This window comes from Janthinobacterium sp. TB1-E2 (assembly GCF_036885605.1).
Taxonomy (GTDB): domain Bacteria; phylum Pseudomonadota; class Gammaproteobacteria; order Burkholderiales; family Burkholderiaceae_D; genus Janthinobacterium; species Janthinobacterium aestuarii.
Map to the genome: position 1 here is coordinate 4,066,073 of NZ_CP142523.1, position 21,169 is coordinate 4,087,241.

The following is a 21,169-nucleotide window of genomic DNA, read 5'->3' on the forward strand; positions in this document are numbered from 1 at the left end:
ATATCTACAGTATAATGCCATGAATATTCCTTGATTGATAATAAATTTACAATGAAGAGAAATAAAATATAAGGAAGGACGCTATTTAAGAAAATTAATATTTCTTGAGAAAAATAAGCAATTCCCCAGCCGCATCATTACGGCTCGGCGGACCGGTGCCCCATCGCATGCGTCGCCATCTTCAGATACAGGAACGACTGCTCCTCGTTGTGCGCATAACCCATCTGCCCCTCGGCCAGGGCCACGGATTTCTGCTGCAGCGCTTCCGGGTAGTCGAGGTCGCAGGCGGCGTCTAGCCAGTAACGCGCCCGCACCTCATCGCTGTCCAGCAGCATGTTCGCCACGATGAACATGGCTGGCGCCACGCCGCGTTGCGCGGCCAGTTCCAGCCAGCGCAGCGCGGCGGCGCCGTCCTGCGGGCCGCCCATGCCGTTCTTGTGCATCAGGCCCAGGTAATATGCGGCCGGGCCGCTGCCCTGCCCCGCGGCCTGCTCGAACAGGGCGCGTGCCTGCGGCTGGGTCGATTCTCCCGCGCGCATCAGGACCTTGGCCCGGGCCGTGAGATCGGGCGCGGCCACAACGGGCGACGCCAACGCGGCGGCCAGCAGCAAGTTTGCCAGCATCATTTCGACAGGTCGAGCTGGTACAGCGCAAAGCCCTTGCCAGCGCCGTCGTCAGCCTTCAGCTGAGTGACGTTGTCGATGCCGGCCGCTTTCGCCAGGTCGATCACGTTTGGCGCCGAGTGGAAAACCACGGGGCCTTTCGTAGCCACCTTGGCGAAGCGCCAGCTGCGCGCCGAGCCGTTTTTCGCGCGTGTCAGGTTTTTCTGCTGCGTGACGTAAGCGATCAGCAGTTCGCGGTTGTTGTCGGGCGAAGCCACCACCGTCTTGCTGCCGTCGAGGCCAGGGAAATTGCCGCCGCCGCTGGCGCGGTAGTTATTCGTCGCGATCAAAAATTCCTGGCTGGCGTCCACCGGCTTGCCCTTGTACGTGAGGCCCTTGAGGCGCTGGCCCGGCAGCTGCGTGACGTCGATCTGGTAGCACACGTCCGCGCTCGTGATCGCGTCGAAGTTGTAGCTCGGATGGGCCGTATTGACCAATTCCTGCGCTTCCAGCTTGTTCGGGTCGATGGTATTGAAACGCTGCGCCGACTGTTCCAGCCAGGCTTTCAGGTCCGCGCCATTCATCTTCACGCCGTACAGCGCATTCGGATACAAATACAGATCGGCCGCGTTATTCAGCGCCACATTTCCCGCCTTGACGTCCGTGTAGTCGGACACGCCGGCCGAACCGCTCTTGAACGGCGACGACATCGACAGCACGGGCAAGTGCGCAAACTGCGGCAAGTTCGCCTTCACATACGCGGCCAGATAGCCCGCTTGCGCCTGATTCACCACCTCGATGGCGCTGACGTCGCCCACGTCGGCAAAATACGTCGACATGCGGAAGTCCGTCTTGCCCACGGGCGTCTGCACGTAGGCAATCGTCGCCGCATGTTCCTCGGCCACCAGTCTGGCGATGGCAGGATCGGGCTGCACGTAACTCTTGTCCGCGTTCTGGATGCCGCGCGCTTCCACCGTCGTGGCGCTCTTGTCGACGACCCACTGCTTGCCGTCGTGGCGCAGGCGCAGGCCGATCACGCCCAGGTGCTTGCCCCACAGATTGGCCATCACCGTGGGTACGCCATTGACCAATCCCTTGACCTTGTCGACGCCGGGCAAATTAAATTGCGGCACCGTGCTGGCGGCGTTCGGGAACAGCTGGTGCGAGTGGCCGATCAGCATGGCGTCCACGCCCGGCACTTGCGACAGGTAGTAATTACCGTTTTCCATGCTCGGCGAATACGGGCTGTCATCGAGGCCGCCGTGCGAGATCGCCACCACCAGTTCGGCGCCCTTGGCGCGCATCTCGGGGATGAATTTTTCCGCCGTCTCGCGCACGCCCTGCGTGTAAACGCGGCCTTCGAGCCAGCGCTTGTCCCAGGCCATGATGGTGGGCGGCGCAAAGCTGATGATGCCCACCTTCACGCTGCTCGTAACGGGCTTGCCATCGGGGCCGGTTGCCGTGATCTGCTTGGCTATGATGTGGTATGGCGCAAACAGGGGCTGGCCCGTCTTGACGCTGTAGACGTTGGCCAGCACTTGCGGGAACGTGGGGCCAGCGCAGCGCGGTTTGCCGGCGTCGACGCTGTCGACGTCGAAGCGGTTGCCCGTCACCTGGCTCAGGAACGCCAGGCCATAGTTGAATTCGTGGTTGCCGATGCCGCCGCCGTCCACTTTCAACAGGTTCATAGCCTTGTAGATGGCCAGGGTCTGGTCGCAGGCCAGCGGTTTCACGAGGGCCTGATAGTCGGCCAGCGCCGTGCCCTGGATGGTGTCGCCGTTGTCGAGTAAAAGGTTGTTCGGGAACTGCGCGCGCGCCTGGGCGATCAGGGCCGCCGTGCGTTCCAGGCCGATCGACGGCTCCGCCTGCAGCTTGTAGTAATCATAACTGAGCACATTCGCGTGCAAGTCCGTCGTCTCGAGCAGGGCCAGGGTGGCGCTGCTGCCGGCCGGCGCGGCCAGCGGCTGGACCGGTCCGGTGGCGGCGGGCGGCAAGGTGCCGCAGCCGGCCAGCAGCAACGGTAACAGGGCAAGACGGGGAGATTGAAGCATGATGTATTCCTGTGGAAAGACAATATCGCCAGCATCATACGCAGCACGGCAGCCCCTATCAAGGCAAAAATATTGTCGCAAATACAGCGAAATGATGATTTTATTGCCCTGTGCGGCATCGATTCGGCACCGCCGGCATCAGAAACGCGCCGCGCTCGCGTATAATTCAGGGTTTGATTTCACCATAGAAGACCAGAACATTATGGAAGCCGAACGCATCAATATCATCTCCGCCCTGCTCAACGACCTGACGGTCCGCGAAGCCGAACTTCGGAGGTATCTTTGACTTCACTGTCAAGTCGGAGAAACTAGAGCAAGTCAACGAAGAACTGGAAGATCCTACCGTCTGGAACGATCCCAAACGCGCCCAGGACCTCGGTAAAGAGAAGAAGGCGCTGGAAGCCATCGTCTTCACCCTGGCCAAGGCCGATGCCGATCTGCGCGACACCCGCGACCTGTTCGACATGGCCCGCGAAGAAGGCGACGACGACACGCTCGAAGCGATCGAGCAGGACGTGCAGGAAATCCGCAAGGTCATCGAAAGCATGGAATTCCGCCGGATGTTCAACAATCCGATGGACCCGAACAACTGCTTCATCGACATCCAGGCCGGCGCCGGCGGTACGGAAGCCCAGGACTGGGCTTCGATGCTGCTGCGCCAGTACCTGCGCTATTGCGAACGCAAGGGCTTCAAGGTCGAAATCCTCGAGCAGTCCGACGGCGAGGTCGCCGGCATCAAGACGGCCACCCTGAAGGTCGAGGGCGATCACGCCTACGGCTTCCTGCGCACGGAAACGGGCGTGCACCGCCTGGTGCGCAAGTCGCCGTTCGACTCGGCCAACGGCCGCCATACGTCGTTTACGTCGCTGTTCGTGTATCCGGAAGTCGACGATTCGATCGAGATCGACGTCAACCCGGCCGACATCCGCGTCGATACCTACCGCGCGTCGGGCGCCGGCGGTCAGCACATCAACAAGACCGACTCCGCCGTCCGCATGACCCATGCGCCGACCGGTATCGTGGTGCAGTGCCAGAACGACCGTTCGCAGCACCGCAACCGCGCCGAAGCGATGGAAATGCTGAAAGCGAAGCTGTACGAGCATGAACTGCGCAAGCGCATGAGCGAACAGCAAAAGCTGGAAGACTCGAAGACGGACGTGGGCTGGGGTCACCAGATCCGCTCCTACGTGCTGGACCAGTCCCGCATCAAGGACTTGCGCACCGGTTTCGAGACGGGCAATACCAAGGGCGTGCTCGATGGCGACATCGACGACTTCATTTCCGCCTCGCTCAAGCAAGGCGTATAAGGATGAACGCACCCGCTCCAGCGCAGCGCGCCTTCCTGTTCGACATGGATGGCACGATCGTCGACAACATGGCCTTCCACACGACATCGTGGCTGGCGTTCTTTGAACGCCACGGCCATGCGCTGGATGCGGACGCCTTTTTCCGCGACACGGCAGGACGGCAGGGACATGAAATCATCGCCAAATACCTGGGCGAAGATGCCGACCACGTCACCCTGCTGGCTGAAAAGGAAATCGTCTACCGCGAACTGTATGGCCCGCACCTGGCGACAGTCGCCGGTTTCGACCGGCTGATCGCCAGCGCGCGGCAGGCTGGCGTGGGGCTGGTGGTCGGGACGGCAGCACCGGCCGAGAACATCGCGTTCACGCTCGACGGCCTGGACCTGCGCCACCGCTTCGACGCCATCGTCGGCGCCGCCGACGTGGAACGGGGCAAGCCGCACCCGGACGTTTTCCTGAAAGGCGCGCTGCTGGCCGGCGCGCTGCCGCACAACTGCATCGTCTTTGAAGACGCGCCACTGGGCGTGGAAGCGGCGCGCCGTGCCGGCATGCGCGTCGTGGTACTCACCACCACCCTGCCGGCCGAGGCATTTGCCGCCTTCGACAACGTCATTGCCATCGTGCCGGATTTCTCCTCGCTCGACGTCGACGCACTGTTTGCCAGCGTGGCGCCAGCGCTGGCACCACATCATCAATAATCACCAACGAAGAACACCATGACTACGGATATCCAAGAACAAGCCGCCGCCCCCGATGAAAACAAGATCATCGCCGAGCGCCGCGTCAAGCTGGCAGCACTGCGCGAACAAGGTGTCGCCTTCCCGAACGATTTCCGCCCTGAGCACAAGGCGGCCGATCTGCACGCGCAATACGGCGGCAAGACGCGCGAAGAGCTGGAAGAAAACCCCGTACACGTGGTGCTGGCCGGCCGCATGATGCTCAAGCGCGAAGCTGGCAAGAAAGCCGCCTTCGCCACCCTGCAAGACGCATCCGGCCCGAAAGCCGATGGCCGCATCCAGATCTACGCCACCTTGGACCTCACCGGCGAAGCGGCCATGGCCGCCCTGCACCATTATGACCTGGGCGATATCCTGGGCGTGCAAGGCACCCTGTTCAAGACCAAGACGGACGAGCTGACCATCAAGGTCACGGAACTGCGTCTGATCACCAAGTCGCTGCGCCCGCTGCCGGACAAATTCCACGGCTTGGCCGACCAGGAAACGAAGTACCGCCAGCGCTACGTCGACCTGATCATGAACGAAGAGACGCGCCGCACCTTCAAGGCGCGTACCGCCGCCATCTCGTCGATCCGCCGCTTCATGGAAAAGAACGAATTCATGGAAGTGGAAACGCCGATGCTGCACACCATTCCTGGCGGCGCGGCGGCCAAGCCGTTCATCACGCACCACAATGCGCTCGACATGCAGATGTTCCTGCGCATCGCGCCCGAGCTGTACCTGAAGCGCCTGGTCGTGGGCGGCTTCGACCGCGTGTTCGAGATCAACCGCAACTTCCGCAACGAAGGCGTGTCGATCCGTCACAATCCTGAATTCACGATGATGGAATTCTACGCGGCCTACACCGACTACAAATGGCTGATGGATTTCACGGAAGCCGTCATCCGCCAGGCCGCCATCGACGCGCACGGCACCGCCACCCTGACCTACGGCGGCCGCGAGCTGGACCTGGCAAAACCGTTCCACCGCCTGACTATCGTCGAAGCGATCAACAAGTACGCGCCGGGCTACACGCCGGAGCAGCTGAACGATGCGGACTTCATCAAGGAAGAGCTGAAGAAATTCGGCGTCAAGCCGTTCGCCACGGCCGGTCTGGGCGCGCTGCAACTGGCGCTGTTCGAAGAAACGGCTGAAGCGCAGCTGTGGGAACCGACCTACATCATCGACTACCCGGTCGAAGTGTCGCCACTGGCGCGCGCGTCCGACACGGTGGCCGGCATCACCGAACGCTTCGAGCTGTTCATGGTCGGCCGCGAGATCGCCAACGGATTCTCCGAGTTGAACGATGCGGAAGACCAGTCGGCCCGCTTCCTGGCACAAGTGGCCGCCAAGGACGCCGGCGATGAAGAGGCGATGTTCTACGACGCCGACTACATCCGCGCGCTGGAATACGGCATGCCGCCAGCCGGCGGCTGCGGCATCGGCATCGACCGCCTGATGATGATCATCACGGATTCGCCGAACATCCGCGACGTCCTTCTGTTCCCTCATCTGCGCCGCGAAGAGTAATCACGGACGCAAGCCGATAAAAAGCCGCCTGATTTTGCGATCAGGCGGCTCTTTTACGTCTGCGGCCGTGTCAGCCGGCCAGGGTCACGCGCTGGTGGCTGCGGCTGGCCTGCTGCGCCGCCAATGCCGTGGCCAGCGCGCGCATGCCGTCGTCACCGGTGGCGGCCGGCTGTCCTTCGCCGCGCATGGCGCGCTGGAAGGCGCGCACCGAGCGCACGTACAGGTTTTCATGCTCGACGGGGATATCGATGCTGCCGCCGTCGCGCGTCAGGCTGATGGTGCCGACGGGGCGCTGCGTCATCACGCCGGTGGCGAAGATGGTGCCCTTGGTGCCGATGATTTCCACTCCGGACAGCGAATGCGGCGCGTTGAACGCGTCGTGCACCTGCACCAGGGCGCCGTTGTCGAACTCGATGACGGCCATCAGCCCCTCTTCCAGCCCGGCCACCGTCATGCCGCCGCTGGTGGCGCAAGCCGTGACGTGGCGCGGTTCCGCGTCGAGCAGGAAGCGCAAGGTATCGACATCGTGCACGAACATGTCGAGCGTGACGCCGCCCGACTCGGGCGCGTCCAGGCGCCAGCCGCGCAAATGCTGCGGCAGGTTGTTCGCGTGCAGCACGCGGCCATACAGGGGCTGGCCGATCTCGCCGGCGCGTATCAGCTCGCGCACCTTGCCGTGGCTGGCCGCGTTGCGCAGGTGATGGTTAATCCCCAGCACCACGCCCGCTTCGGCGCAGCCGTCCACCATGCGGCGCGCGTCTTCCAGGCTCAGCGCCAGCGGCTTTTCGCACAGCACGTGCTTGCCCGCGCGCGCCGCCTGCAAGGTCTGCGCCATGTGCAGCTCGTTGGTGGTGCTGATGTACACCGCGTCCGCCCCCGGATGCGCGAGCGCCGCATCGAGGTCCGTGTAGCTGGCGGCGATGCCGAACTGTTCGGCAAAGGCGGCGCCGCGCGCGGCATCGCGGCTGACCACGGCCAGCACTTCGGCGTCGCCCTGCTGGCGGATCGCGTCGACCATCCATTCGCGCGCCACGGTGCTGGCGCCGACCAGTATCCATCCGGTTTTCTTCATTCGATTCTCCCCTTAAAAAGTGTGGCGCAGGCCGAGGTTCCAGGCCTGGTTGCCGGTGCCGTTGTCGGTGGCGTTGCCCACCACATAGGCGGCGCCGTTGCGGTTGTCGATGTGCGCGTAGGCCGCATACAAGGTGCTGCGTTTCGACAGCGCATAGGTGTAGCCGATGCCGATCTGGGTAGCGTCACCGTTGGCGGCGCGCCTGTCGTCGCGCCGCACGTAGGAGAACAGGACTCTGTGCGGCCCGACAGGCACCGTGGCGCCCAGCATCAGGTCCGCGCTGTCGACCGTGGTGGCGGCGCCCGCCGTGCTCTTGCTGACGGCAACGGCGCCATGCGCCTTGACCACGCCGAAGTCCCAGGTGGCGCCCAGCACCGTGTTCCTCGCCCTGCCCGCCACCAGCGCGGTCGACAGCGTATTGGCGTCCTGGTGCGCCATGCGCACATACAGCGGCCCGCTGGCATAGGTGGCCGCCGCGCCCGCGTAGCGTTTGGCCGAGGCGTCGCCCGGCACTTCGCCGAAGCCGTACGCCAGTTCGCCGGAAAGGCCGCCGCGCACGGGCGAGCTGTAGGTGATGCTGTTGTCGACCCGGCTGATGTAGCCGGCCGTGAAGACATTGCTTATCCTGCCCGCGAAACCCAGGTAAAACGGGTCCAGCGCCCCGAGGCTGCTGTCGATGAACGTGTACTGGCGGCCCAGCCGCAGCGTACCCGCCGCGCTGCTCAAGCCGACGAAAGCCTGGCGTCCGAACAGCAGGCCGCCCTGGGCCGATGCGCCCGTGTCGGCCAGGATGCCCGCATCGAAGGTAAATATCGCCGTCGTGCCGCCGCCCAGGTCTTCACTGCCCTTGAAACCGAGCCGCGAACCGTTGGCGATGCCGCTCGTCACCTTGAGTACCCTGCCGCCGGGGCCACCGTTCTCGGACACCACGCCCAGGTCCGCGATGCCATACATGGTCACGTTCGACTGCGCGCTACACAGGCCGCCGCAAGCGCCTGCGCCGATGATCATTGCCCTTGCTACCTTGTTCTTCATTTCTTTCCCTGTCTATTTTTTATTGATACTGCTCTTAGCCGACCAGGTAGCGCGGACGCTCGCCGCGCAGGCCGGCCAGCAGGTTGTCCACGGCTTGCTGCGCCATGGCGTAGCGCGTTTCATGCGTGGCCGAGCCGATATGCGGCAGCGCCACCACGTTGGCCATGCCCGGCAGCGGATTGTCCGGCGCCAGCGGTTCGCGCTCGAACACGTCCAGACCGGCGCCGTGGATGGTGCCCTGCCGCAGCGCCTCGATCAGCGCCGCCTCGTCGACGATGCGCCCGCGCGAGCCGTTGATGAAGATGGCGCCGGGGCGCATCAGCGCGAACTCGCGCCGGCCCATCATGCGTTCCGTCTGCGCCGTCAGCGGCAGCACGACGCAGACGAAATCGGAGCCGGCCAGCAAGTCGTCAAGCGCCACCTGTCGCGCGCCCAGCGACGCCTCCACCTCGGGCACAGCTTCGCCATTCACGTACAGCACTTGCATGCCGAAGCCCAGCGCGGCCCGGCGGGCGACGGCGCGGCCGATGCGGCCCATGCCCAGCATGCCGATGGTCTTGCCGTGCACGTTGACGCCGTACTGGCTCTCGCCCACGCTGCGCGTCCAGCGTCCGGCCTTGACGAATTCAGCCAGTTCGACGACGCGCCGCGCGCTGGCAAGGATCAGCGCAAAGATCGTGTCGGCAGTCGTTTCCGTCAGCACGTCCGGCGTATTGGCCAGCAAGATGCCCCGTTCGCGCAGGTAATCGACGTCGAACTGGTCGACGCCCACGGAAATGGTGGAAATGATGCGCAGATTGGCGGCCGGGTCCAGCAGTTCGCGGTCCAGGCGCACGCTGGCGCCCAGCAAACCGTGCGCACCGCGGATGGCGGCGGCAAATGCGGCGCGGTTGCCCGCGTCGATCGCTTCGAAGTACGTCACCTCGCATTCGGCCCGCAGGCGCGCCAGCAGCGGCTCGGCCAGCTTTTTATAGACAACCACATGTTTTTTCACGAGTGTTTCCCCTGTTCGGTTCAAGATGGGACCAGCGCGTCGAGCTGGGCGCGGGTCGGCAAGCCTTCCATGTCGCCGGCCACCTGGATGGCGAAGGCGCCGACCCGGTTGCCGCGCCCTACCGCCTGCGCCAGCGGCAAGCCTTCCAGCAAGGCGCTGACCAGGCCGGCCGCGAAGCCGTCGCCGGCGCCCACCGTGTCGACCACGTTGGCCACGCGCTCGCCCGGCACCATGCCGCTGTCGCCCTCGGCCGTGCGGTAATAGGCGCCCTCGGCGCCCAGCTTGATGACCACGAGACGCGCGCCCTGCTGCAGATAAAAGCCGGCGACGTCGTGCGGCAAGTCGTGGCCGGTGAGAATTTTTCCCTCCCCCAGGCCGGGCAGCACCCAGTCCGCCTTGGCGGCAAGACGGTTGATCTGTTCCACCATGACGGCTTGCGACGGCCACAGCGAGGGCCGCAAGTTCGGGTCGAACGACACGGTGCGGCCGTTGGCGCGCATGAAGTCAAGCGCCTGGCCGGCGAACGCCAGGCTGGTCTCGGACAGCGCCGCAGCCACGCCCGTGGCGTGCAAGTGGCGCGCTGACAGGAAATAGGCGGGGTCGAAGTGTTCGGGCGCCAGCCGGCTGGCGGCGGAACCCTTGCGGAAGTATTCGACCAGCGGATCGGCGCCGTTCTCGGCCTTTTCCTTGAGCAGGAAACCGCTGGACTGGCCGGCGACGGCAACGACGCGGCTGCAATCGACGCCCTCGGCCTGCACGCTGGCGCGGATGAAGCGGCCGAACGAGTCGTCGCCCACGCGGCTCAGCCAGCCGACTTTCAAACCCAGGCGCGCCAGGCCGATGGCGACATTCGTCTCGGCGCCGGCCAGGCGGCGCGTAAAGTGCGCCACGGTCGCCAGATCGCCCGTTTGCTCGGCAACGAACATCGCCATCGCCTCGCCGTAGGTAACAACGTCAAGCTTCATCATGCAGCCTCCAGTATCTGAATATAGCGGCCCGTTTCGGCCACCAGGTCGGCGCCCTCGAGCGGGAATTCGATGGCCCGCTGCACGCCCGGCGTAAAGTGCGCGAAGACGGTGCGCCAGGCCGGATCGGCGTCGGAAACGGCGCAGGCGGACAGCCGCCCCCCGTCGTCCAGGACGGCCTTGCAGTGCACATAGCGCACGTACGGCGCCAGCAGGCGCGCCGCCTGCTGCGCGTCCTCGCCCACCCAGCGCCAGTTGCCGATGTCGAAGGTCAGCCCCACGGGCAGCCCGATGTCGTGCGCCGCCGCCAGAAAGCGCGCCATCGTCGCCAGTTTGCCGCCATGCGCCGTCTGGTCGTTTTCCACCAGCAGCGCCACGGGCGCGGCCTCCAGCTGGGCCTTCAAGTCCGGCAAGTCAGGCGCGGCCGGGTAATGGCCCAGCGACACCTTCAGGTAGCGCGCGCCCAGGCGCGCCGCCTCGTCCAGCATCTGCCGCAGCAGTTCGTGCTGCAACCGCCCGTCCGCATCCCACAATTCGATGGGCGTGGAATACACGCAGTACAGGCCGCGCGCAGCCACCGCCGCGCCCATGCGCGCCAGGTCCGGCAAGTCGGACGTGAACAGTTCGCGGCGGATCTCGATGCCGGCGCCGCCCGCATCGGCCACCACGTCGATGAAATGGCTCTGCCCCAGCTGCCTTACCCTGCTTGCGCCGTAGGCCGACGCCGCCACCAGGACGGGGCTCACTTGATCGCTCCCGCGCCGACGAACTGGCGCGCTTCGGGCGTTTGCGGGTTGCTGAAGAAGGCTTCCGACGGCCCGCTTTCCCACACCAATCCCTGGTGCATGAAGACGGTGACGTCGGCCATGCGCCGGGCGAACTCCATCTCGTGCGTCACCAGGAGCATCGTCATACCCGCCTGCGCCAGCTCTTCCATCACCTTCAGTACTTCCTGCGTCAGTTCCGGGTCGAGCGCCGACGTCACTTCGTCGAACAGCATCACTTGCGGCTCCATCGCCAGCGAACGGGCGATCGCCACGCGCTGCTGCTGGCCGCCCGACAGCTGCTCGGGATAGGCTTCGCGCTTGTGATCCAGGCCCACCTGCTTGAGCACGCGCAGCGCCGTGGCGCGGCCCTGCGCATCGGGCACCTTCTTGACGATGCGCGGCGCCAGCATGACGTTTTCTTCCACGGTCAGATGCGGGAACAGGTTGTAGCTCTGGAAGACCATGCCGACATCCTTGCGCAAGTCGAGCAGGTGTTCCTGGCGCGCCGTCAGCGTGTGGCCGGCCACGACGATGCTGCCGCTGTCGATGGTTTCCAGGCCGTTGATACAGCGCAGCATGGTGCTCTTGCCGGAGCCGCTGCGGCCGATCACGGCGATCACCTGGCCCCGCTCGACGGCGAACGACACGCCCTTGAGCACGTGGTTGGCGCCGAAGCTCTTGCTGATATTGTCGATTTCAACGATGGGCATGGAATTTCCTTTCCAGTGAATGGCTGTAGCGCGACAGCGGATAGCACATCGCGAAGTAGATCAGGGCGACGATGGGGAAGACGATGAACGGCAGGAAGGTCGCATTGCTGACCAGTTGCCCTGCCCGCGTCAGTTCCACCACGCCGATGATCGAGGTGATCGACGTGTTCTTGATGATCTGCACCATGAAGCCCACGGTCGGCGGCAGCGAATGGCGCAGCGCCTGCGGCAGGATGACGTAGCGCAGCTGCTGGTAGCGGTTCAGCGCCAGCGCGGCCGATGCTTCCCACTGCTGCCGCTGCACGCCTTCGATGCAGCCGCGCCAGATCTCGCCCAGGTAGGCGCTGGCAAAGATCGTCATCGCCGCACCGGCCGCGATGACCGGCGACAGCTTGTAGCCGAACAGGGCCAGCCCGTAATAGGTCAGGAACAGCACGATCAGCACGGGCGTGCCCTGGACCAGCTGGATGTACAGGGCGCTGATGAAACGCAGGAAGGGGCTGCGCGCCGTGCGCAGCAGCGCCACCGCGAAGCCGGCGATGCCGCCCGTGATGAAGACGATCAGCGACAGGCCGATGGTCCAGCGCGTGGCCTCGAGCAGGAATTGCAGGTTATCCCAGGAAAAATCACTGATCATGTCATGCTCCCATGCGCACCGCGCCCAGACGGCGGCGGCGTTTGAAAACGATCTGGCCCAGCACCCAGAAGCTGAAGCGGAACAGCAGGGCCAGCACGATGTACAGCACCATCACGACGATGTAGATCTCGAAGCTGCGGAAGGTTTCCGAGTCGAGCAGGTGCGCGGCGGCAGTCAGCTCTTCGGCGGAAATGGCCGACACGACGCTCGAGGCCAGCATCATCAGGGTGAACTGGCTGGCCAGCGCCGGATACACTTTTTCCAGCGCCGGCAGCAGCACCACGTGACGCATCACCTGCCAGCGCGTCATGCCCAAGGCTTGGGCCGCCTCGAGCTGTGACGGATGCACGGCGCCAATGCCGGCCCGCACGATTTCCGCCGCATAGGCGCCCAGGTTGACCGTCATGGCGACGAGCGCGGCGCCGTTCGCGTCGAGCTGCAGGCCCAGCGACGGCAAGCCGAAGTAGATGATGAACAGCTGCACCAGGAACGGCGTGCTGCGGATGATCTCGACATAGGCGCGCACCACCGCGCGGGCATAGGCGGGACCGTTCTTCAGGATGACGGCGGCGCACACGCCCACCGCCAGCCCCAGCACCATGGACAGGGCGCTCAGGCGTATCGTCAGCGCCGCGCCCCACAACAGGCGGTCCAGCGATTGCATGACGAGTTCGAAATGAAATTCATACGGCATACTCAACTCCTTTCTACGTGCGCGTCCCCGGCCGCGCCACCATGGCGGCGCGCCGTGCGGACGAGCACTATCGCTGTGCGGGTTGCGGTATCAGAAGGTCGGCAGCGCCGGCAGCGGCGCGCCGCTCCACTTGCGCGCGATGGCATCGAGTTCGCCGTTCAGCTTGACGTAGTAGATGAAGTTGTTGAGCCACTGGTGCAGCTCGAAGTCGCCGCGGCGCACGGCCATCGAGTTCGGTTGCAGCGAGTACGAGAAGCGGACCTCGATCTTGCCCGCGCCGCGCGTCTTGATGATGTCGAGCGCCATTGTGCTGGGAATCGAGACGGCGTCGACCTGCTTGCTGAGCAAGGCCTGGGTGACGGTGGCGTCATCCTCGAAACGCACGATGCTGGTGCCGGCCGGCGCCATGCGGCTCAGCGCCGTGTCATTCGTGGTGCCGCGCGTCACGCCCACCTTCTTGCCCTTCAAGTCGGCCAGGGCCTTGAATTTTCCGCCGACCGGGGCGACGATGGCCAGCTCGAACGCGCTGTAGGGCATGGTGAACATCAGGGTCTTGGCCCGTTCCGGCGTGGGCGCCAGGGTCGCCACGAGGAAGTCGACCTTGCCAGATTCCAGCGACGGCACGCGCGACGGCGCCGTCAGCGGGACGATTTCCACGGGCAGGTTCAGGTATTTGCCGATCAGGTTGGCGACGTCGACGTCATAGCCGACGGGCACGCCCTTGGCGTCGATGCTGCCAAACGGCGGCGTGCCGCTGACCACGCCGATGGTCAGCTTGCCTTTCTTGATCAGGTCGCCAAGCGTCTGGGCGCCGGCGTCGGCCGCCGCACCGAAGGCGCATGTTGCTGCCAGCGCGCAGGCCACGAATTTCGCGTAAAACAGTGTCGTCATCTTCATGCTTCAGTCTCCTGTGATCCCGGTACCGGCCTCGTCGAGGCACTTCCGGGAATATTGTCAAATGGACGATTTATTTCGTCTCTTGCCGTGTCGTTTCAACTTATTTCAAGCTCCTGCCAACCATTGCCCTGCCTGTCTATCCATGCCCCTTTCCTGGCTGAATACAATCTATGAAACCGGTTCCATAACCTTCCCAAAAAAAAGGGCAAGGCCCTCTTCCCCGTCAGTCGCCGCCCCGGGTGGAGTTGCGCACAATCAGCTTGCCCGGCAACAGCACCTCACGCGGCGGGCACTGCTCGCCCTGCAGGCGCGACAGCATGCACGTCATCGCCGAAAACCCGATCTCGTATGTCTGCTGCTCGATCGTGCTCAGGCCCGCCAGCGGCGACCATGGCAATTCGTCAAAGCCCAGCAAGCCCACGTCCTGCGGCATGCGCAATGCGAGGCGCTGCAGCATCAGTGCCAGTTCCAGCGCCACCATGCCGTTCGAGGCCAGCAGCGCCACCCGGCGGCCGCGCCATTGCGCCAGGCATAGACGCACCTGCGCATCGATGGAGGGCCGGTCGTCCAGGTCCACCGCCAGTACTTCGCCCACGCAGCCCGGATGCTCGGCCATCACGGACTGGAAACCGTCGGCGCGCATCAGGCGCGAACTGACGCCAGTCAAGGGCGGCGCAACGAAGGCGATGGCGTCGAAACCCTGCTCGATCAGGTGCGCCGTGGCCAGCCGGCCCGCCTGCACATTGTCCAGGCCCACCAGGTCGAAATCGGCGCCCTCGATGCGGCGGTCGACGAGCACGATGGGCATGCCCGCCTGCTGCAAGTCGGACGACTCGATATTGCGTCCCTGCGTGTTGACGATCAGCCCTTCCACGCTGTACGAGCGCAGCGCGGCAAGCGACTGGCGTTCGCGCTGTTCGTCATTGCCGGTATTACATAAAATCAAGGTATAGCCATGCTGCTGGCAAGCCGCTTCCACGCCTTGCAGCACGGCCACCGTGTAGGGATTGAGCATGTCCGCCACGACCATGCCGATCAAACGCGTGCGTCCCCGCTTGAGGCCGCGCGCCATCTGGTTCGGCTGATAGCCGAGGCGCGCGATGGTGCTGGTGATCTGCTGGCGGATGTTCTCGGACAGCGCATCGAGTTCGCCGCCGAGAAAGCGCGACACGCTGGTCTTCGACACGCCCGCCTCGCGCGCCACCTGGGCGATGGTCACGGGCCGCGCCGGCTCGCCGGACACTGTTTTTTTATTGCCGTGTACTGAATCCAAGCTTGTTCTCCACTACCTGTTGACTTGCATATTTTTATTTTGGAACCGGTTCCAAAGATAGCACCCACGAATCGATGACGCAAGCGATTTGATTGCCTGTGGCGGCGAAGGAACAAGATGGGGGCATCAATGTAAAGGCGCCGCCCGCCCCTTGCAAACGCAGGGGACGGGCGGCGCGGTGGTTTCAAGACTGTTTACTGGACCACGGTGTAGCACGGCACGTAAGCCGTACCCGCCAGTTTCATGCGGTGCTGCGCCACGAATGAAGCGAGCAGCGCATCCATGGGGCCGGCGATGGATTTGTCGCCGTGGATCTCGAAGTTGCCGTACTTTTCGATCGAGCGGATGCCGTCATCCTTGACGTTGCCCGCCACCACGCCCGAAAACGCGCGGCGCAGCTGGGCTGCAAGCAAGTGCGTGGGCTGGTTCTTGTGCAGGCTCAGGTTGCGCATGTTTTCATGCGTGGGCTGGAACGGTTTCTGGAACTCGTGGTCTATCTTCAACAGCCAATTGAAGTAATACGCGTCGCTGTGCGCCTTGCGGAATTCGCGCACCTGGCGGATGCCTTCGAGCATTTCGCGCGCCACCAGTTCCGGGTCGTCGATGATGATCTTGTAGCGCTGCTGCGCTTCCGGGCCCAGGGTGTCGTGGATGAACTGGTTGATTTGCACGAAGTATTCGCGCGACGTTTCCGGGCCCGTGAAGATCAGCGGGAAAGGAATCTCGGCATTGTCCGGATGCAGCAGGATGCCGAGGATATACAGAATCTCTTCGGCCGTGCCCGCGCCGCCGGGGAACACCACGATGCCGTGGCCGGCGCGCACGAACGCTTCCAGGCGCTTTTCGATGTCCGGCATGATGACGAGGTCATTGACGATGGGGTTCGGCGACTCGGCCGCGATGATGCCCGGCTCGGTGATGCCCAGGTAGCGGCCATTGTGCAGGCGCTGCTTGGCGTGGCCGATGGTGGCGCCCTTCATGGGGCCCTTCATGGCGCCGGGGCCGCAGCCGGTACAGATGTCGAGGCCGCGCAAGCCCAGCTGGTAGCCCACTTCCTTCGAATAGTTGTATTCGGCGCGGTTGATCGAGTGCCCGCCCCAGCACACGACCAGGTTCGGGTTGAGCTGGGTTTGCAGCACGTTGGCGTTGCGCAGGATGTGGAAGACGGCGTCCGTCACGCCTTCCGTGCTCTGCAAGTCGAATTTCGGGTTGCCCGTCACTTCATCGCTGACGAAGATGATGTCGCGCAGCACGGCAAACAGGTGCTCGTGGATGCCCTTGATCATCTTGCCGTCGACAAAGGCGATGGCCGGCGCGCCCTTGATGTCGAGCTTGATGCCGCGCTCGCGCTGGATGATCGAGATTTCAAACGACTGGTAGCGCTCCAGCAGGGCGCGGCCATCGTCGATGGTGCTGCCGCAATTCAAGACCGCCAGCGCGCAGCGGCGGAAGGTGTTGTACAGGCCCCCCTGGCTGGTGTCGAGCAGTTTGTTGACTTCAGTCTTGGAGAGCACGTCCAGGCGGCCTTCCGGTGAAACCAGAGTATCGATAACGTCGTGTTCCATAATGCGAAAAATCCCTTTAAAAATCGATGCTCGAAGGTCTTGCAGCCTTAATATACGACAAGTCAGGCAAGTTGTGCTGTGCCGCCGCAAAATCGCCGGGCCCGCCCTTGCCTGCAAACCGGTTTGACTAATATGAAACAGTCATTCTTGCTAATGCGAATCGAAACCTTCGCTCAGCGCAATTTGTAGATTAGAATGCCAGCCTATTGGAATTCCCGTGCGTGAGGTTCTTCATGAGAGTCCCCGCCGCCCGCAGACTTCCATAAGTTTGTTGTATCGATTGACTATAATAATTTTTCAGGAGGAACCGCATGAGCGGTGCGACTACGCCCAACAAGGAAGCCGTTATTCCCGAGTTCAAGCAGATTATGGGCCATCCAAGCCCATTGTGGATGTTGTTCATGACTGAATTCTGGGAACGCTTCGCGTTCTACGGAGTTCGCTGGGCGCTGGTCCTGTACATCGTGGCCCAGTTCCACGCTGGCGACGGTTCGGGACAGGCAGCGGCCAACCTTACCTACGGTTCCTTCCTCGCGCTGGTGTACGCCGGCGCCCTGTTCGGCGGCTACATCGCCGACCGTGTCATCGGTTACCAGCGCTCGATCCTGCTGGGCGCCGTCTTCATGGCTGCCGGCCTGTTCTGCATCTCGGTACCAAACCAGGACATCTTCAACCTGGGCCTGGCCACCATGATCGTCGGTAACGGCATGTTCAAGCCGAACATCTCGACCATGGTCGGCAAGCTGTACACGACAGCCGATCCGCGCCGCGACAGCGGCTTCACGATCTTCTACATGGGTATCAACATGGGCGCCATGGTTGCCCCTGTCTTCACCCAGTGGCTGGCCGAGTCGATCTTCGGCACCAGCGCCATGCCGTCGTACAAGATGGTCTTCATGGCCTCCGGTTTCGGCATGCTGATTAGCCTGGTATGGTTCGCCATCGGCCGCCGCGCCCTGAAAGGCATCGGCGCTCCGGAAGCCGGTTCCGGCAACCCGATGCGCGTCGTCTGGGTGGCCGTCGGTTCCCTGTGCGTGATCCCGCTGATGTACTTCCTGCTGACCGTCGGCGCTGAAAAGCTGCAAATCGTCCTGACCGTGCTGTTCGTCGGCCTGGCCGTGATGCTGATGATCGAAGGCATACGCAACGGTAAAGTTGCGCGTGACCGCGTCATCGCCATGCTGCTGATCTTTGTCTTCAACATCCTGTTCTGGATGTTCTTCGAACAGGCAGGCAGCTCGTTTACCTTCCTGGCCGACAAGATCGTCAACCGCGACCTGGGCTTCTGGATCTTCCCGACCGCCTACTTCCAGACCGTCAATTCGGTCGCCATCATCGTCTTCGCGCCGATCATCGCCGCCATCTGGGTTTTCCTGGCGCGCCACAACGTCAATCCTTCGATTCCGCGCAAATTCGGCCTGGGCTTGCTGGGCAATGCGCTGGCCTTCGGCCTGCTGATCTTCGCTCTGTCGAGCCTGGTTGGCGCCGATAACAAGATCCCGTTCTGGACCCTGACCACCGTGTACGTGCTGCAATCGATCGGCGAGCTGTGCCTGTCGCCTATCGGCCTGTCGATGGTCACCAAGCTGGCGCCAGTGCGCCTGGTCGGCCTGGGCATGGGCGGCTGGTTCCTGTCGACCGGTATCGGCAACAACCTGTCGGGCATCTTCGCCAGCCACGTCAGCGGCACCAGCGGCATGTCGGTGCAGTCGGCCCTGTCCGGCTACACCTTCGGCTTCTGGTCCCTGCTGGGCGCCGGTGTCGTGCTGTTCCTGATCGCACCGCTGATCAACAAACTGATGCACGGCGTGAAGTAAGCTACTGCCTTAGCTGACAACGGCGGCCTGCGGGCCGCCGTTTTTCATTCCAGCGCCGGTTTTTGCCCGGCCGGGCGGTACAATACGGCCAGGGCCGCCGGCCACTCCACCCACATCACCAAAGAATATTATGTCCAGCATCTCCACCACCACGCCCCTCTCCGACGACGAATACGCCGAACTCGACACCCTGCTGGCCGCGCCTGCGCTGGAAAACCGCGCCATGGATGTATCGATGCTGGAAGGTTTTCTCACGGCCGTCGCCCTGAGCCCGAAACAGATCGCGCCGGAACAGTGGCTGCCGTGGGTGTGGGACAAGGCGACCGGCAGCGTCTTGCCAGCACAGGACGAGGCCAGCGAACGGGCGGCCAGCCTGGCGCAGCGCCACCACGCCTACATGGTCGAATGGCTGGCAAAGGACCCGGACAGCTTCGAGCCCATCTATGTGTGCGGCCCCGAATGGAGCGTGCCCGCCTGGTGCGCCGGTTTTGTGCTTGGCACGAGCCTGGACAAGCCCCAGTGGGCGGCCCTGGCCGTCAGCCATCCGCAATACCTGGCGCCGTTCCAGCACCTGGCCACGGCCAGCGAACTCGATGACGATGCGGCTGAAACAGCCATGGATGGCGTGATTCCCGCCGTCATCGCCATCAACGCGGCCTGGGCGCGCCAGCGCCACCTGAAACAAAGCCAGCCCGGCGCCACGGTCTTGCGCGAACTGCCGAAGACGGGCCGCAACGACCCGTGCCACTGCGGCAGCGGCAAGAAGTACAAAAAATGCTGCGCCGACGCCGATAGCGCGGCCGCCTAAGACGGTATCTCCTTGCGCCAGCTGCTGACGGCTATCCTGCGCTTCCTGCTGCGCCACGCGCTGCAGTTCGCGCTGTTCATCGTCATCCTGCTGGCCGGACGCATGCTGCTGGCCGAATGGCGCGCCTACAGCGCCGGCAGCGAGGCCATGGCCGCACTGAGGCTGGCCGCCGATGGCGCCGATAGCCACACCGCCGGCCTGGCCGCTGCCGCCACGGCCCGTGTCAACGCCTTGCAAAAGGCCTCGCAAGCGGCCATCGCCACGCGCCTGGCCCAAGTGCAGGCGCAACTGACCACCTTGCGCGCGCGGCAGCAACCGTCGCTGTTTACGCTTCCCCTGCCCGACACGCACACCCTGGCCCTGCACGCGCAGGAAGAAGCCACGCGGCGCGTGGAGATCGAAGTACTGGCGCAGGAAGCCCGCTATCTGACGGCCCTGCAAGCGGCGGTCAACGGCGAAGATGCGCGGCAGACGCTGGCGCGCCTGCACGCGGAACATGTGCGCGCGTATGCCGCGCTGCAAGCCAATCTGCGCCAGCGCCGGGAACTGGAAGCGCGGCACCCGCTGGCGGCGCGCCTGCCCGGCAGCGACGCCTATGCGCAGCTGTCGCAGCTTGAAGCGCAAGGCCAGCGCTTGCGCGAGATCAACCTGCAAGCCTACCAGGCCTGGGTAACGCAGCACGGACGTACCGGCAACGCCGCCCGTCCGGTGCCATTTGCCATCGACGAGCAAGCCTTGGCCGGTGCGCTGGCGCCCGTGCAACAGGCCATCGCGGCCGGCGAAACGCAACTGGCGCGCAACTGGATCGCCCGCTGGCGCGCACCCGTCATGGACGTGGCGCCCACGGCCGCCCTGCTGGTGCTGTCGGCCATCTTGCTGCCCGTGGCGATCAAGGCCTTCTTTTACTTCGTGCTGGCGCCCATTGCTGCCCGTTTGCCGCCGCTGTCGATCGCGCGCGAGCTGCAGATCAATGGCACCTCCCTGCCCCTGCCGCCGCAGGGCGAATCGCGCATTTCCGCCGTCTCGCAAGCATTGCTGCTGCAGCCTGGCCAGCGGATGCTGATCCATCCCGAATACCTGCAATCGTCGCCCGTCAGCAGCACCAAGCGCACGCAATGGCTGCTGGACTGGCGCTTCCCGTTCACCAGCCTGGCCGCCGGCATGGTGGCGCTGACCCGGCTGGAAAGCAGCGAGCCGGCATCCGTGACGATATCCGCCAGCGACGACCCGCTGCTGGAAGTGGCGATCCTCCACCTGCCGGCCGGCAGCGCATTGGTATTCCAGCCGCGGGGCCTGGTCGGATTGATTGCCGATGCGGGTCAGCCTTTGGCGATCAGCAGCCACTGGCGCCTGGGCAGCCTGCACGCCTGGCTCACCCTGCAGCTGCGCTTCATCGTCTTTCGCGGCCCCGTCACCCTGATCGTGCGCGGCTGCCGCGGCGTGCGCCTGGAACGGGCCGGCCAGGGACGCTCCATCAGCCAGTCCGCCACTCTGGGTTTCAGCACCGACGTGCTGTACTCGACCCTGCGCAGCGAAACCTTCATCCCCTATCTGCGCGGCCAGCAGGCGCTGCTCAACGACCGCTTCGATGGCGGCAACGGCGTCTACCTGTACGAAGAAACCCCGCGCCATGGCAAGCAGCCGGGCAAGGTGGGCAGCTGGTTCGAGGGTGTTACGGACGCGATATTGAAAGTGTTCGGCATCTAGCCGGCCAGCCATTCCATGACGG

Annotated in this window: 20 protein-coding genes; 7 read left to right on the top strand and 13 right to left on the bottom strand. The window is 64.1% G+C overall.

From position 1 onward, the window contains the following. Positions 1-137 precede the first annotated feature (137 nt). Positions 138-626, bottom strand: a complete 489-nt coding sequence (locus OPV09_RS18260) for a hypothetical protein (protein ID WP_338679022.1) — start codon at positions 624-626, stop codon at positions 138-140. Next, complete coding sequence (locus OPV09_RS18265) at positions 623-2,653, bottom strand: bifunctional 2',3'-cyclic-nucleotide 2'-phosphodiesterase/3'-nucleotidase (RefSeq protein ID WP_338679023.1); 2,031 nt, start codon at positions 2,651-2,653, stop codon at positions 623-625. The genes OPV09_RS18260 and OPV09_RS18265 overlap by 4 nt, the downstream gene beginning before the upstream one ends. Positions 2,654-2,744: 91 nt before the next feature. On the opposite strand from OPV09_RS18265, the gene OPV09_RS18270 reads away from it, so the two are divergent. The 4 genes from OPV09_RS18270 to lysS all read left to right on the top strand — a co-directional run bounded on the left by OPV09_RS18270 (position 2,745) and on the right by lysS (position 6,206). Beyond that, positions 2,745-2,939 (top strand): hypothetical protein, encoded by a 195-nt coding sequence (locus OPV09_RS18270; RefSeq protein ID WP_338682418.1) that lies wholly within the window; start codon positions 2,745-2,747, stop codon positions 2,937-2,939. Further along, positions 2,856-3,960 (top strand): peptide chain release factor 2 gene (gene prfB, locus OPV09_RS18275; protein WP_115057524.1). Its coding sequence is split into 2 segments (ribosomal slippage): positions 2,856-2,936 and positions 2,938-3,960, totalling 1,104 coding nucleotides; the frame shifts between segments, so codons are not numbered across the junction. Before OPV09_RS18270 ends, prfB begins: the two co-directional genes overlap by 84 nt. A 2-nt stretch (positions 3,961-3,962) precedes the next feature. Beyond that, positions 3,963-4,658 carry an HAD family phosphatase gene (locus OPV09_RS18280; protein WP_331776339.1) on the top strand — a complete coding sequence of 232 codons (696 nt, stop codon included), beginning with the start codon at positions 3,963-3,965 and terminating at the stop codon, positions 4,656-4,658. 18 nt (positions 4,659-4,676) lie between these two features. Further along, positions 4,677-6,206 (top strand): lysine--tRNA ligase, encoded by a 1,530-nt coding sequence (gene lysS, locus OPV09_RS18285; RefSeq protein WP_034755402.1) that lies wholly within the window; start codon positions 4,677-4,679, stop codon positions 6,204-6,206. A 70-nt stretch (positions 6,207-6,276) separates the two neighbouring features. Here the strand turns inward: lysS and OPV09_RS18290 are convergent, their stop codons facing one another. From OPV09_RS18290 to ppnN, 11 genes are all read right to left on the bottom strand, one after another. Then, positions 6,277-7,278, bottom strand: coding sequence for a Gfo/Idh/MocA family oxidoreductase (locus tag OPV09_RS18290; RefSeq protein ID WP_338679024.1), 1,002 nt, complete (start codon positions 7,276-7,278; stop codon positions 6,277-6,279). 12 nt (positions 7,279-7,290) lie between these two features. Then, complete coding sequence (locus OPV09_RS18295; protein ID WP_338679025.1) at positions 7,291-8,289, bottom strand: porin; 999 nt, start codon at positions 8,287-8,289, stop codon at positions 7,291-7,293. Positions 8,290-8,347: 58 nt separating this feature from the next. Next, on the bottom strand, positions 8,348-9,307 hold the full coding sequence (locus OPV09_RS18300) for a D-glycerate dehydrogenase (RefSeq protein WP_338679026.1): 960 nt from the start codon (positions 9,305-9,307) through the stop codon (positions 8,348-8,350). A 20-nt stretch (positions 9,308-9,327) separates the two neighbouring features. Then, entirely contained in the window at positions 9,328-10,275 is a 948-nt protein-coding gene (locus OPV09_RS18305) for a sugar kinase (protein ID WP_338679027.1), read from the bottom strand. After that, complete coding sequence (locus OPV09_RS18310; protein WP_338679028.1) at positions 10,272-11,018, bottom strand: sugar phosphate isomerase/epimerase; 747 nt, start codon at positions 11,016-11,018, stop codon at positions 10,272-10,274. Before OPV09_RS18310 ends, OPV09_RS18305 begins: the two co-directional genes overlap by 4 nt. Continuing rightward, on the bottom strand, positions 11,015-11,749 hold the full coding sequence (locus OPV09_RS18315) for an amino acid ABC transporter ATP-binding protein (protein ID WP_034755389.1): 735 nt from the start codon (positions 11,747-11,749) through the stop codon (positions 11,015-11,017). The genes OPV09_RS18310 and OPV09_RS18315 overlap by 4 nt, the downstream gene beginning before the upstream one ends. Continuing rightward, positions 11,736-12,386, bottom strand: coding sequence for an amino acid ABC transporter permease (locus tag OPV09_RS18320; protein ID WP_034755387.1), 651 nt, complete (start codon positions 12,384-12,386; stop codon positions 11,736-11,738). Before OPV09_RS18320 ends, OPV09_RS18315 begins: the two co-directional genes overlap by 14 nt. A gap of 1 nt (position 12,387) precedes the next feature. Continuing rightward, positions 12,388-13,080: an amino acid ABC transporter permease gene (locus OPV09_RS18325; RefSeq protein WP_128142858.1), complete on the bottom strand. Its 693-nt coding sequence runs from the start codon at positions 13,078-13,080 to the stop codon at positions 12,388-12,390. Positions 13,081-13,170: 90 nt separating this feature from the next. Beyond that, on the bottom strand, positions 13,171-13,977 hold the full coding sequence (locus tag OPV09_RS18330) for a transporter substrate-binding domain-containing protein (protein ID WP_338679029.1): 807 nt from the start codon (positions 13,975-13,977) through the stop codon (positions 13,171-13,173). Between the two features lie 223 nt (positions 13,978-14,200). Further along, a complete protein-coding gene (locus OPV09_RS18335; RefSeq protein WP_338679030.1) occupies positions 14,201-15,250 on the bottom strand; it encodes a LacI family DNA-binding transcriptional regulator in 1,050 nt (349 codons plus the stop codon). Positions 15,251-15,444: 194 nt separating this feature from the next. Continuing rightward, positions 15,445-16,815, bottom strand: coding sequence for a nucleotide 5'-monophosphate nucleosidase PpnN (gene ppnN / locus OPV09_RS18340; protein WP_046683005.1), 1,371 nt, complete (start codon positions 16,813-16,815; stop codon positions 15,445-15,447). 311 nt (positions 16,816-17,126) lie between these two features. Here ppnN and OPV09_RS18345 point away from each other — a divergent pair, with 311 nt between their 5' ends. From OPV09_RS18345 to OPV09_RS18355, 3 genes are all read left to right on the top strand, one after another. Continuing rightward, the gene (locus tag OPV09_RS18345) at positions 17,127-18,632 is read left to right on the top strand and encodes a peptide MFS transporter (protein WP_034755379.1); all 1,506 of its coding nucleotides are present in this window, start codon (positions 17,127-17,129) and stop codon (positions 18,630-18,632) included. Positions 18,633-18,762: 130 nt separating this feature from the next. Further along, complete coding sequence (locus tag OPV09_RS18350; RefSeq protein WP_338679031.1) at positions 18,763-19,440, top strand: UPF0149 family protein; 678 nt, start codon at positions 18,763-18,765, stop codon at positions 19,438-19,440. Positions 19,441-19,452: 12 nt separating this feature from the next. Continuing rightward, on the top strand, positions 19,453-21,147 hold the full coding sequence (locus tag OPV09_RS18355; RefSeq protein WP_338679032.1) for a hypothetical protein: 1,695 nt from the start codon (positions 19,453-19,455) through the stop codon (positions 21,145-21,147). The last annotated feature ends 22 nt before the right edge of the window (positions 21,148-21,169 follow it).

Coding starts and splice junctions, on each gene's coding strand:
- OPV09_RS18260 (WP_338679022.1), bottom strand. CDS start 626: ATGATGCTGGCAAACTTGCTGCTGGCCGCCGCGTTGGCGTCGCCCGTT.
- OPV09_RS18265 (WP_338679023.1), bottom strand. CDS start 2,653: ATGCTTCAATCTCCCCGTCTTGCCCTGTTACCGTTGCTGCTGGCCGGC.
- OPV09_RS18270 (WP_338682418.1), top strand. CDS start 2,745: ATGATGATTTTATTGCCCTGTGCGGCATCGATTCGGCACCGCCGGCAT.
- OPV09_RS18280 (WP_331776339.1), top strand. CDS start 3,963: ATGAACGCACCCGCTCCAGCGCAGCGCGCCTTCCTGTTCGACATGGAT.
- lysS (WP_034755402.1), top strand. CDS start 4,677: ATGACTACGGATATCCAAGAACAAGCCGCCGCCCCCGATGAAAACAAG.
- OPV09_RS18290 (WP_338679024.1), bottom strand. CDS start 7,278: ATGAAGAAAACCGGATGGATACTGGTCGGCGCCAGCACCGTGGCGCGC.
- OPV09_RS18295 (WP_338679025.1), bottom strand. CDS start 8,289: ATGATCATCGGCGCAGGCGCTTGCGGCGGCCTGTGTAGCGCGCAGTCG.
- OPV09_RS18305 (WP_338679027.1), bottom strand. CDS start 10,275: ATGATGAAGCTTGACGTTGTTACCTACGGCGAGGCGATGGCGATGTTC.
- OPV09_RS18315 (WP_034755389.1), bottom strand. CDS start 11,749: ATGCCCATCGTTGAAATCGACAATATCAGCAAGAGCTTCGGCGCCAAC.
- OPV09_RS18320 (WP_034755387.1), bottom strand. CDS start 12,386: ATGATCAGTGATTTTTCCTGGGATAACCTGCAATTCCTGCTCGAGGCC.
- OPV09_RS18325 (WP_128142858.1), bottom strand. CDS start 13,080: ATGCCGTATGAATTTCATTTCGAACTCGTCATGCAATCGCTGGACCGC.
- OPV09_RS18330 (WP_338679029.1), bottom strand. CDS start 13,977: ATGAAGATGACGACACTGTTTTACGCGAAATTCGTGGCCTGCGCGCTG.
- ppnN (WP_046683005.1), bottom strand. CDS start 16,815: ATGGAACACGACGTTATCGATACTCTGGTTTCACCGGAAGGCCGCCTG.
- OPV09_RS18345 (WP_034755379.1), top strand. CDS start 17,127: ATGAGCGGTGCGACTACGCCCAACAAGGAAGCCGTTATTCCCGAGTTC.
- OPV09_RS18350 (WP_338679031.1), top strand. CDS start 18,763: ATGTCCAGCATCTCCACCACCACGCCCCTCTCCGACGACGAATACGCC.